This is a genomic window from uncultured Pseudoflavonifractor sp. (assembly GCF_944387275.1).
In the GTDB taxonomy this organism is placed as follows: domain Bacteria; phylum Bacillota; class Clostridia; order Oscillospirales; family Oscillospiraceae; genus Pseudoflavonifractor; species Pseudoflavonifractor intestinihominis.
Genome location: NZ_CALXEG010000063.1, coordinates 1 through 12,078 on the forward strand (window position 1 = coordinate 1; position 12,078 = coordinate 12,078).

Genomic DNA, 12,078 nt, shown 5'->3' on the forward strand with positions numbered 1-12,078 from the left:
GGCCATCATGAAGTGCGTGCTGGACGGCAAGCAGGCCGCCATCCTGGTGCCCACCACCGTGCTGGCCCGGCAGCACTTCCTGTCCGCCAAGCAGCGCTTTGCCAAGTACCCGGTGGAGATCGACGTGGTGAGCCGCTTTCGCACCCCCGCCCAGATGAAGGAGACCCTCCGCCGGGTGGAGGCGGGGCAGATCGACCTGCTCATCGGCACCCACCGGCTATTCCAGAAGGACGTGAAGTTCAAGGACCTGGGACTGCTGGTCATCGACGAGGAGCAGCGCTTCGGCGTGGCCCACAAGGAGAAGCTCAAGGAGATGTCCCGCCAGGTGGACGTGCTCACTCTGTCCGCCACTCCCATCCCCCGCACCCTCAACATGGCCCTCTCGGGCATCCGGGACATGTCCACCCTGGAGGAGCCCCCCTCCGACCGCCAGCCGGTGCAGACCTATGTGCTGGAACACGACTGGGGCGTGCTCTCCGACGCCATGCGCCGGGAGCTGGAGCGTGGCGGCCAGGTCTACTATCTCCACAACCGGGTGGACACCATCACCCGCACCGCAGCCCGTATCCGGGAGATGCTGGGGGAGGACGTGACCGTGGCCGTGGCCCACGGCAAGATGAGCCAGGAGGAGCTCAACGACGTGATGACCCGCATGAGCGAGGGGGAGGTGGACGTGCTGGTGTGCACCACCATTATCGAGACGGGCATCGACATCGCCAACGCCAACACCCTCATCATCGAGGACGCGGACAAGATGGGCCTGGCCCAGCTCCACCAGATCCGGGGCCGTGTGGGCCGGTCCAGCCGCCGGGCCTACGCCTACCTCACCTTCCGCCGGGGCAAGGTGCTCAGCGAGGTGGCCTCCAAGCGGCTGGGGGCCATCCGGGAGTTCGCCGAGTTCGGCTCCGGCTTCAAGATCGCCATGCGGGACCTGGAGATCAGAGGCGCGGGCAACGTGCTGGGCCCCGAGCAGTCCGGCTTCCTCATGAGCGTGGGCTATGACCTGTACCTGAAGCTGCTGGAGGAGGCCGTGCTGGAGGAGCGGGGGGAGAAGGCCCAGATCCCCGCCGAGTGCTCCGCCGACCTGTCCGTGGCCGCCTCCATCCCCGACCGGTACGTGCCCTCCCCCGAGCAGCGGATGGACCTGTACCGCCGCATCGCCGCCATCCGCAGCGAGGAGGACGCCGACGACCTGACCGACGAGCTCATCGACCGGTACGGCGACCCGCCCCGGCCGGTGAACAACCTGATCGCCGTGGCCCTGATGCGGGCCGACGCGGCCGCCTGCGGCATTACGGAGATCTCCCAGAAGGGCCTGAGCCTGCTCTTCTACCTGGACGGGGCCGACCTGCGGCGGGTGTCCGCCCTGTGCGCCCTGGACAAGTACCGCAGCCGCCTGCTCTTCTCCGCCGGGGAGAAGCCCTACCTCTCCCTGCGCCTGAAAAAGGGGGACGACCCCCTCAAGCTGGGCCGGAAGCTGGTGGAGGAGTACGCCGCCACCGCCGCCCCCCAGGAGGAGACCGGCACCCCGCCGGAGGCATAGGCGCGGATTTCTGCGACCGGGGGGAATCGTTCACAAAATTTTCGTTGCTGTTTTGGCCTGCTGGTGCTATGATAATAAAAGTTTCCCCATTATAAGGAGGATAAGAATGAAAGCTACCAAGAGAATCCTGGGCGCGGCGCTTTTCGGCGCCCTTCTGATTGGCGCCCTGGCCGGCTGCGCCGAGACCCCTGCCGACCCCAGTTCCAGCGTGTCCCCCTCCCCCTCGGTGAGCGCCACCCCGTCCGAGAGCCCCTCTGCCGCCCAGTTCGGCGACTTTGACCTGGAGACCCCCGACGTGACCATGGCCCTGCTGGGCATCCCCGGCGACACCACCGTCATGACCGTGGACGGCGCCGAGGTCAACGCCGAGGAGTACCTCTACTGGCTGGGCTACGCCACCGAGTACGTGGGCTACTACCAGTTCGGCGACCCTGCCGCCATCGACTGGGACATGGACACCGGCAGCGGCACCGTCACCGAGTACCTCATCAACAACGCCCGTGACCTGGCCGCCTTCAACCAGGTCATCCGCAACCAGTGCGCCGCGCGCAACATCACCCTCACCGACGAGGAGGAGGCCGAGCTGGATCAGCAGCTGGCCGACGCCGTGGAGACCAGCGGCGGTCAGGACGCCTTTGAGCTGGCCCTGAAGCAGGTCAACCGCACCGAGGCCGGCCTGCGGAGCATGTATACCGCCTCCAACTTCCTCTATGTGGACCTGCAGAACCAGCTGTTCCCCGCCCAGGACGCCGCCTCCCTCACCGCCGAGGAGCTGGCCCAGTGGGCGGCCGACAACGGCAAGATGCAGGTCAAGCACATCCTGTTCAAGACCGTGGACGACTCGGGCAACCCCCTCTCCGACGAGGAGATCGCCGCCGCCAAGCAGAAGGCCGAGGACACCCTGGCCCAGCTCCAGGCCAGCGACGACATGGAGAACCTGTTTGACCAGCTGATGAACGAGCTGTCCGAGGACGGCCGCTACGCCGACGGCACCCTGGGCGCCCCCGACGGCTACCTGTTCGGCGACGGCGAGATGGTCCAGGAGTTCGAGGACGCCGCCAAGGCCCTGAAGGAGCACGAGCTCAGCGGCATCGTGGAGACCGACTACGGCTACCACATCCTGCTCCGCCTGCCCGTGGACACCGAGATGGCCCGTGAGGCCTGGGCCGAGGAGCAGAGCACCAACATCAGCAACCAGATGAACGAGCAGATGACCACCTGGATGGACGAGGCGGACATCCAGACCAACGACACCTTTGCCTCCATCGACCCCAAGGACTACTATGAGCGCCTGGCCGCCTACCGGGAGCAGCTGGACGCCGCCAACAGCGCCGCTGAGGGCGAGAGCGAAGGCGCCGCCACCGCGGAGCCCTCTGCCAGCCCTGCCGCCGAGGGCTGAGCCCCGGCGCGGCCATACCATACGTCGCAGTATTTTCCACCTGTCAGCGCCCGCTGCCTGACACATTGCGCGGAGACCTGCTCCTGCCAGCAGGCCTCCGCGTTTTTTTACATCCCCGGCAGCGCCGGCAGATGAAATTTTCCCGTCACAGGCCCCACGGTACTTTGGAATCTGTTGTTTCATGAATAAGAAGCTATGGTTTGTTCACAAACTCCATTGTTTCAGGATAAATGAACAATAGATGAAAAAGTGGAGGAACATCCCATGTATGACGAGAAGGAGCGCTTCAACCAGGAGTTCGGCCGGCGGTGCCGCCTGGCCCGCGGGGACCGCCGGGCGGAGGACGTGGCGGAGCAGGCGGGCATCACGCCCCAGTTCCTCTCTTCGGTGGAGCGGGGGAAGAAGGGCATGACGGGGATGAACATCGCCAATCTGGCCCGGGCCCTCAACGTCACCGCAGACTACCTGCTCTACGGCCGCACCGACGCCGACGCGGCCTGGGTGGGCATCGCCGAGCATCTGGCCTCCCTGACCCCCGCCATGCGGGACATGGCGGCCGAGATGCTGGGCACCATGCTGGCCATGCTGGAGGCGGGCAGGCCGGAATAAGGACCGCCGCGGCGGGAGGAGGAGAACCGCGTGAAGGGCATTCGCATACTGCTTGTGGACGACAACCCGTCCGCCCGGGCGCTGCTGGCCGCCTTTGTGAACAATACCCCCGGCCTGGAGCTGTGCGGCGAGGCGGGGGACGGGTGGCAGGGGCTGGAGCTGACCGCCCGCCTGCGGCCCGACCTGGTGCTGCTGGATCTCATCATGCCCGGCCTGGACGGCATCGGGTTTCTGGAGGGCCTGGGCGGCCTGCCCGGCGGGGGGAAGCCCCGCGTGATCATCCTCTCCGGCGTGAGCGCCGACGCCTACGTGCAGCACAGCTGCCGCCTGGGGGCGGACTACTACCTGGTCAAGCCGGTGGACCTGCACCAGCTGGCCCGGCGCATCAGCGCCCTGTTTCCCGACGGGGAGCACCCGGAGGACAGCGGCCCCGCCGATTTCCTGCTGCTGCGGCTGGGGGCGGACAGCCGCCTGGAGGGCTACGGCCAGCTCGCCTACGCCCTGGAGCTGGTGTCGGGCTGCGGCAGGGCCATGCGGATGAAGGAGATCTACCTGTCCACGGCGGAGGCCTTCCGCACCACCGCCGCCTGCGTGGAGAAGAACCTGCGCACCGTCATCCGGGGCATGCATGCCGGGGCCAGCCCCTACTATGTCCGGGTCTTCGGCCCGGCGGACGGCGCAAAGCCCCCGGACAACAGCACCTTTCTCCGCCGGGCGGCGGAGGAGCTGGCGGAAAAAGAGCGATAGAGCGCCTGAGGGCCTGGAGAGATGTCTCCGGGCCCTCTTTTTGTCATACGCGGCGTTTCCCCGCATAGATTGAAGCAGAGGCCTGTCCCCACACCCCAAAGGCGGACGGGCCCAATGCGCAGGAGAAGAAAAGGGGAGACGTGTATGAGCGCATGGCACAGCAAAACCGCCGCCCAGGTCCTCTCAGAGCTGGACACCAGCCGGGACAGGGGCCTGACCGGGACGGAGGCGGAGGACAGGCTGGGGCGGTATGGCCCCAACGTGCTGGAGGAGCGGAAGCGGCCCGGGCTGCCGGTGCGGTTCCTGGCCCAGCTGAAGGACCCCATGATATTGGTGCTGCTGGGGGCGGCGGGGCTGTCCCTGTGGGCCGGGGGCGGGGAGGACTGGGTGGACGCGGTGATCATCCTGGTCATCGTGCTGGTCAACGCCTGCATCTCCATCGCCCAGGAGAACAGCGCCGAGAAGGCCCTGGAGGCCCTGCGGAACATGTCCGCCCCCATGGCCCGGGTGGTGCGGGACGGGGTCCAGCGCCGGGTGGAGGCGGCCAGGCTGGTGCCCGGGGACATCATTCTGGTAGAGGCGGGGGACATGGTGCCCGCCGACGCCCGCATCCTGGACAGCGCCGGGCTCAAGGCCGACGAGAGCGCCATGACCGGCGAGTCCCTGCCCAGCGGCAAGGCCCCCGCCGACGGCCTGGCGGAAAACCTGCCCCTGGGGGACCGGCACAACATGCTCCTGTCCTCCACCGTCATCACCAACGGCAGGGCAAAGGCGGTGGTCACCGCCACCGGCATGGACACCGAGGTGGGCCGCATCGCCGGCATGATCCTGGACAGCGGGGAGGGGGAGACCCCCCTCCAGCGGAAGATGGCGGAGATATCAAAAACCCTGTCTTTTGCCTGCCTGTGCGTGTGCGGCGTGCTCTTCGGGGTGGGGATGCTGCTCCACAAGGGCATTCTGGACATGTTCCTCACCGCCGTGGCCCTGGCGGTGGCCGCCATCCCCGAGGGCCTGCCCGCCATCGTCACCATCGTGCTGGCCCTGGGGGTACAGCGGATGGCAAAGCGGGGCGCCATCGTCAAGAAGCTGCCCGCCGTGGAGACCCTGGGCTGCGCCGGGGTCATCTGCTCGGACAAGACGGGCACCCTCACCCAGAACAGGATGACCGTCACCCAGGTGTGGACGCCCCGGGGCGGGGACCGGGCGACTGTCCTCACCGTGGGCAGCCTGTGCTCCGACGCCGCCCTGGCCCGGGACAAGGGCCGCCGCCGGGCGGTGGGGGACCCCACCGAGGCCGCCGTGGTGGAGGCCGCTTTGAAAGAGGGCCTGGACAAGGACGACCTGGAAAAGGACTGGCCCCGCCGGGGCGAGGTGCCCTTTGACTCCGACCGCAAGCGGATGAGCACCGTCCACCGCCGGCCCGACGGGGGGTTCCAGGTGTGCGTCAAGGGGGCCCCCGACGTGCTGCTGTCCCTGTGCCGCCGCCTGCCCGGCGGCGCGCCCCTCACCGACGGCCTCCGCCGGGACATCTCCGCCCGCAACGCCGACATGGCCGCCCGGGCCCTGCGGGTGCTGGGGGTGGCCTACAAGGACCTGGAGATGCTGCCCCGCGCCCTGGACAGCGCCACCCTAGAGCAAGACCTGACCTTTGCCGGGCTGGTGGGCATGATGGACCCGCCCCGGCCCGAGGTGAAGGAGGCGGTGGAGCAGTGCCACGCCGCGGGCATCCGGCCGGTGATGATCACCGGCGACCACAAGCTCACCGCCGTGGCCGTGGCCAGGGAGCTGGACATCTTCCGGCCCGGGGACCTGGCCATCACCGGCGCCGACCTGGACTTCATGCCCCAGGAAATGCTGGAGCAGGAGGTGGAGAAATTCGCCGTCTACGCCCGGGTGTCCCCGGAGCACAAGATGCGCATCGTGAAGGCCTGGAAGGCCAGGGGCAAGGTAGTGGCCATGACCGGCGACGGCGTCAACGACGCCCCCGCCCTCAAGGCCGCCGACATCGGCTGCGCCATGGGCGTGGCGGGCACCGACGTGGCCAAGGGCGCCAGCGACATGATCCTCACCGACGACAACTTCGCCACCATCGTCTCGGCGGTGGAGCAGGGGAGGGGCATCTACGCCAACATCAAGAAGGCCATCCACTACCTGCTCTCCTGCAATATCGGCGAGATGCTCACCATCTTCCTGGCCACCGCCCTGGATTTCCGCCAGATGCCCCTGGTGCCGGTGCAGCTGCTGTGGCTCAACCTGGTCACCGACTCCCTGCCCGCCCTGGCCCTGGGGGTGGAGCCGGTGGAGAAGAACGTGATGGAGCACAGGCCCAGGGACGCGGGGGAGAAGCTCTTCGCCGGGGGATTTGCCTGGCGGCTGTGCTGGCAGGGGTGCATGGTGGGCCTGCTCACCCTGTGCGCCTTCTTCCTGGGGCAGTACGTCCTGCCCGGCCCGGCCGACCCCGCCGCCGCCGCCAACACCATGGCCTTTGCCACCCTGACCATCTGCCAGCTCTTCCACGCCTTCGACGTGCGCAGCGAGGAGGAGAGCCTGCTGCGCATCGGCCTGTTCTCCAATAAGGCCATGAACAGGGCCTTCCTGGTGGGCATGGCCATGCAGATGGCCGTGCTGTGCCTGCCGCCCCTCCAGGCCGTGTTCTCCACCGTACCCCTCAGCGGGGCGCAGTGGGGGGCCGTCCTGGGACTGGCCGCTGCACCGCTGGTTGTGTGCGAGCTGACCAAGGCCCTGGGCCGCTGGAGAAAGAGGCACGAGGCCGGGGAGGAACACCCCTCATCCGTCTGGCCTGCGGCCAGCCACCTTCCCCCCAGGGGGAAGGCATAAAAAACGGGCCCGCGGCGTCTGCCGCGGGCCCGCTGTGCATATGGAATTACGCCTTCACTTCCCGGATCAGGATGAAGGGGGTGAGCTGGCGGTCCTGACCGGCGGGGTTGTCCCGGATCAGGTCCAGCAGCTCCTCGTCGGACTGCTTGAGCTGGGAGCAACGGCCCAGCAGCTCCACGTTCAGGTCGTTGGCGTCCACGATCATCATCACCACGCCGGTCTTCTCAAAAACCTCGTCGCACACGCCGTTGGGATTTTCGGGCACCCGGACGCCCATGTGCTCATACTCGGGGATGTCGTGGCCGTAGAAGCCGTCCAGGCCGGACACCTCGGTGCCCAGGATATCGTAGAAGGTGCCGTGGATGCCACGCAGCTTGTCGATGGCGGCCCGGAAGGCGGCCCAGAGCACCTTGGGCAGACCGCAGATGTTGATGGCGAACTGCATCTTCACCGGCAGGCCCATGCCGGGGCCGGCGGAGGTCTGGTGCACAAAGCGGCTGAGGACCTTGGCCCAGAAGCCGGGCTTCACCTCGTCCTCGGTGACGATCCGCTTCTGGCACATGGCGATGACCTTCTCGCTGGAGGACAGGATGTCCCCGGGCTGGTAGACGGGCAGCACATACTTTTCGATCAGGTCCAGATAGCTCTCGCCCACCTGGACAAAATGGGTCTGGATGGCGTGGCGGGCCCAGGTCTTGCCCATGGCCTGGATGGTGACGCTCTTGCCCTCGTTCGCTTTAAATTCCATAGTAAAAAGCCTCTCATTTTATATGTCGATTTTGATTTCCCCCATATTATACCCACGCCTTACCAAAAAGGCAACAAAAAGAACGCGTGCCGCGCATATCCGCCGCCGCCGGGGACATACTGAACGGGAGACAGGAGAGGAGGAATCCACCCATGAAGCTGTTCGGACCCCAGACGGACGGAATCCCGCCCCATCCCAGGCAGGAGCCCAGAGTGGACGGCCCTCTGACCGTGGACACCATGCGGCGGGCGTTTGCCGACTGCGTGGACTTTTCCGTCCGGGAGGCCGACCTGGCCGGGGACCCGGAGAAGCACGTGACCATGTGCTACATCGGGGGCATGGTGAAGCTGGAGCGGGCCAGCGAGTACATTCTCCGCCCTCTGGCCCAGGACAGCACCCTGCGGGAAGCCCCGCCGGAGGAGGCCTGGCGGAAGATGGCCGGGGGCGCCCTCTACAATTTAATGGTGGAGCAGCGCACCACCGCCGACCAGGCCGCCCTGGACCTCATCAACGGCAACCTGATCCTCTTTTTCCCCGGCGCCCCCGCCGTCCTCTCCTTTTATATGGCCACCGAGGACAAGCGGGGGGTCAGCGCCCCGGACAACGAGCCCTCCATCAAGGGGGCCCGGGACGCCTTTGTGGAGAACCTGCGCAGCAACACCAGCCTGGTGCGCCGCCACCTCCGGGCCCCGGAGCTGAAGATTAGGGAGAAGATCGTGGGGCGGCAGTCCCTCACCCCGGTGGACATCCTGTGGCTGGACAACATCGCCGACCAGGACCTGGTACGCCGGGTGGAGGAGCGGGTGGCCGCCATCGACATCGACGCCCTGCTCTCCACCGGCAATCTGGAGGAGTATATCGTGGACGACACCTCCACCGCCTTCCCCCTGATGCTCTACACCGAGCGGCCCGACCGCTTCTGCGCCGGGCTGGCCCAGGGGCGGGTGGGCATTCTGGTGGAGGGCCTGCCCCTGGGCTACCTCTGCCCCGGCACGGCGGGGGAGTTCCTCCGGGCCCCTCAGGACAAGTCCAACAACTGGATGACCGCCAGCGTCCTCACCCTGCTGCGGTGCCTGTGCATCTTCGGCACCCTGCTGCTGCCCGCCGTGTATATCGCCATGGTCAACTTCCACCAGGAGATGATCCCCACCCGGCTGGCCCTGGCCATCATCGCCGCCAAGCGGGACGTGCCCTTCACCACCGTGTTCGAGGTGCTCCTCATGCTGGTGGCCTTTGAGATCCTCCAGGAGGCCGGACTGCGGCTGCCCCCCTCCATCGGCCAGACCGTGTCCATCATCGGCGGCCTGGTGGTGGGCACCGCCGCCGTGGAGGCCAAGATCGTCTCCCCGGCGGTGCTCATCGTGGTGGCCGCCGCCGGCATCGCCGGGTACACCATGCCCAGCCAGGAGTTCGCCGCCGCCCTGCGGCTGTGGCGCTTCCTGCTGGCCCTGCTGGCGGGCTGGGCCGGGCTGTTCGGCGTGGTGGTGGGGGCGGCGGTGCTTATCCTCCGTCTGGCCCGGCTGGAGAGCTTCGGCGTGGCCTATCTCACCCCCTTCTCCGCCGGGGGCCAGTCCGGGCTGGACGGCGTGCTCCGCCTGCCCCTGCCCTGGGTCAAGCTGCGGCAGGCCGGGCTCCACACCAAAAACAGGAGGAATCAGGCGTGAGACGGGCTTTTGCTGCAATGACCCTGGCCGCACTGTGCCTCTCCCTCACCGGCTGCGGCGGCCAGAGCTGGCTGCCCGAGGGGCGGGAGCTGGAGAACATGGCCCTCATCCGCACCCTGGGGGTGGATAAGGCGGAGGAGGGGGTGATGGTCACCGCCGCCTCCGCCGAGCAGAGCGGCGGCGAGCAGCCCGCCCTGGTGTACTCCCACACCGCGGGCACGGTCAGCGCCGCCTGCCTGGCCATGCAGTCCCTGGGCAGCGCCTACCTCTTTTACGGCCACGTGGGCCAGCTGCTCTCCGGGGAGGAGCTGGCCGCCGCCGGGCTGGAGGAGGCCCTGGGCTATCTGGAGCGGGACATTGAGATGCGGTTGGACACCGAGTTCTACGTGGTGCGGGGCGGGAAGGCCTCCGACGCCATCGCCGCCCTGTCAGAATCGGGCACCTCAGCTTCCGAGCGGCTGGAGTCCATGGCGGAGGACGCCGGGCTGATGGCCGCCTCCATGCCCCGCACCGTGCGGGAGCTGCTCTCCGACACGGCCCGGTGCGGCGCCACCTTTGCCCCCGCCCTCACCCTGACGGGGGAGGAGGGGGACTACGACCTGGCCGCCGACGGCTATGCCCTGCTGAAGGACAGCGCCCTCATCGGCTTTGCCGATGGCGACGCGGCCCTGGGAGTCAACCTGCTGCTGGGCCGGGTGGAGGCGGACGTGGTGGAGTGCCCCGCGGAGGGGGGCACGGCGGCCCTGCGGGTGGTGGGGGCCCAGACCAAAATCAGCCCTGCCTTTGAAAACGGCGCCCTCACCGGCCTGACGGTGAAGTGCGCCGTGGACGCCAGCGTGGCCCAGGGACCGGAGGGGCTGGACCTGGAGCACAGCCCGGAGAAACAGCGGGCTCTGGAGAACGCCCTGGCCGAGCGGGAGCGGGAGCGGATCGTGGCCGCCCTCACCCTGTTCCAGACCCTGGATGCCGACTGTCTGGACCTGTGCCGCAAGGCGGGCATGTCCGCCCCCTGGCGCTGGGCCGCCCTCCAGGACCAGTGGGGGGAGGCCTTTTCCACCCTGCCCATCCGGGTGGAGGTCACCGCCAGCATCCGGCGGGGCTACGATGTGAAATAAAGAGGTGAAGCACATTGTCTGAGACGCCCATCGCCATGCGCCAGCTGCTCTCCGTCATCTTTGCCGCGCTGCTGTCCCCCGCCATCCGGGTGCTGCCCGGCGGCGTGGCCCAGGCGGCAGGGGAGGCCGGGTGGCTCGCGCCCCTGCTGGCCCTGCCCATTGCCCTGGCCCTGTGCTGGGTACTGTTCAAGCTGCTGGCCCCTTTCCCCCCGGGCACCGGTCTGGCCGAGGCCTGCCCCCTGGTGCTGGGAAAGACCGGGGGAAAGCTGGTATTGTCCCTGTGCCTGCTGTGGGGTCTGCTCCAGCTCAGCGTCACCGTGCGCATGTGCGGTCAGCGCTTCCTCATCACCGGCTACCGCAACCGGCCGGTCCTCTTCTATATGATTGTGCTGCTGGCGGTGGCCCTGTGGATGGCCAGGGGCAAGCTGGCCGCCTTCGGCCGGGCCGGAGAGGTGTTCCACGCCATCCTGGCCGTCACCCTGGGCGTTGTGCTGCTGCTGGCCGCCTTCCGCATGGAGCCGGAGAACCTGCTTCCCATCTGGCTGGAGGATCTGCCCGCCGCAGGGGCCGCCGTGGTGCCCGTACTGTCCCTGCTGGGGTATGCCGTCCCCGGGGCCTTTCTGGCGGGCTGCCTGAAGCGGGAGGACAAGGACCGCTCCAGGGCCCTCCGGTGGACGGCATGGCTGTGCCTCCTGCTGTCCGTGCTGCTGCTGGTGGCCCTGGGCTGCCTGGGCCCCGACCTGATCTCCCGGGTGGAGCAGCCCTTCTTTGTCATGGTCAAGGGGATCGGGGTGCGGGGAGCCTTCCAGCGGGTGGAGTCTGTGGTCATGGCCCTGTGGGTCCTCTCCGACCTGATGCTCATCGGCATGCTGGTTCTGGCCGCCTGCGCCGTGTCCAAGGTGCTCTTCGGCCTGAAGCGGGCCCAGTCCGCCGCCCTGCCTGTGACGGCGGTGGCGCTGGCGGGCAGCATCTTCCTCTTCCACGACGCCTTTGCCGTGGAGCGCTTTGCCGACGGGGCCCTTACCGCCGGCAATCTGGCCTTTGGCCTGGGCCTGCCCCTTTTTCTGTTGGCGGTTCGTAAAATACGGGGAAAGAGGGTGTAAAAAGCACCTAGATATAGTGTGCGAACACTTGCCCAGTGGGCAGATATTGTTGGAAACGAGAAAATTGAAAAAAGTGAAAAGAAAAAGCGGAAAAACTGTTGACAAGCCGTGTTTTATCTGGTATATTATCTAAGCGCTCGCGGGGAACACCCCTTGAAGAGGCCAAAAGTTTTCTTTGAATCAGCCTGACGGCTCGAAAAAAGAAAATGAAAAACCTCTTGACAAACCGAGCCGGACATGATATCATATAAAAGTTCGCTGCGAGAGCGGTGAGCGGCTGGATGAGAGTTCTGGATTTGAACTTATGGAGCT

The 12,078-nt window shown here is 67.3% G+C and carries 9 protein-coding genes; 8 read left to right on the top strand and 1 reads right to left on the bottom strand.

Annotation, left to right across the window (positions count from 1 at the left end):
* The 5 genes from Q0K23_RS12200 to Q0K23_RS12220 all read left to right on the top strand — a co-directional run.
* The coding region (locus Q0K23_RS12200) for a TRCF domain-containing protein (protein ID WP_294522700.1) at positions 1–1,543 on the top strand (1,543 nt) is incomplete at its 5' end.
* 106 nt (positions 1,544–1,649) lie between these two features.
* Positions 1,650–2,942 carry a peptidylprolyl isomerase gene (locus tag Q0K23_RS12205; RefSeq protein ID WP_294522703.1) on the top strand — a complete coding sequence of 431 codons (1,293 nt, stop codon included), beginning with the start codon at positions 1,650–1,652 and terminating at the stop codon, positions 2,940–2,942.
* 264 nt (positions 2,943–3,206) lie between these two features.
* Positions 3,207–3,551, top strand: a complete 345-nt coding sequence (locus tag Q0K23_RS12210) for a helix-turn-helix domain-containing protein (RefSeq protein ID WP_294522706.1) — start codon at positions 3,207–3,209, stop codon at positions 3,549–3,551.
* Between the two features lie 30 nt (positions 3,552–3,581).
* Positions 3,582–4,298, top strand: coding sequence for a response regulator (locus Q0K23_RS12215; RefSeq protein ID WP_294522708.1), 717 nt, complete (start codon positions 3,582–3,584; stop codon positions 4,296–4,298).
* Positions 4,299–4,442: 144 nt separating this feature from the next.
* A complete protein-coding gene (locus tag Q0K23_RS12220; protein ID WP_294522711.1) occupies positions 4,443–7,136 on the top strand; it encodes a calcium-translocating P-type ATPase, PMCA-type in 2,694 nt (897 codons plus the stop codon).
* A 46-nt stretch (positions 7,137–7,182) separates the two neighbouring features.
* On the opposite strand, the gene Q0K23_RS12225 is transcribed toward Q0K23_RS12220, so the two are convergent.
* Positions 7,183–7,884 carry a F420-0--gamma-glutamyl ligase gene (locus Q0K23_RS12225; protein WP_294522714.1) on the bottom strand — a complete coding sequence of 234 codons (702 nt, stop codon included), beginning with the start codon at positions 7,882–7,884 and terminating at the stop codon, positions 7,183–7,185.
* Positions 7,885–8,036: 152 nt separating this feature from the next.
* On the opposite strand from Q0K23_RS12225, the gene Q0K23_RS12230 reads away from it, so the two are divergent.
* The 3 genes from Q0K23_RS12230 to Q0K23_RS12240 are packed head-to-tail and all read left to right on the top strand — an operon-like array spanning position 8,037 to position 11,766.
* The gene (locus Q0K23_RS12230; protein WP_294522717.1) at positions 8,037–9,548 is read left to right on the top strand and encodes a spore germination protein; all 1,512 of its coding nucleotides are present in this window, start codon (positions 8,037–8,039) and stop codon (positions 9,546–9,548) included.
* Positions 9,545–10,663 carry a Ger(x)C family spore germination C-terminal domain-containing protein gene (locus Q0K23_RS12235; protein ID WP_294522720.1) on the top strand — a complete coding sequence of 373 codons (1,119 nt, stop codon included), beginning with the start codon at positions 9,545–9,547 and terminating at the stop codon, positions 10,661–10,663. The genes Q0K23_RS12230 and Q0K23_RS12235 overlap by 4 nt, the downstream gene beginning before the upstream one ends.
* Positions 10,664–10,677: 14 nt before the next feature.
* Complete coding sequence (locus Q0K23_RS12240) at positions 10,678–11,766, top strand: GerAB/ArcD/ProY family transporter (protein ID WP_294522723.1); 1,089 nt, start codon at positions 10,678–10,680, stop codon at positions 11,764–11,766.
* Positions 11,767–12,078 lie beyond the last annotated feature (312 nt).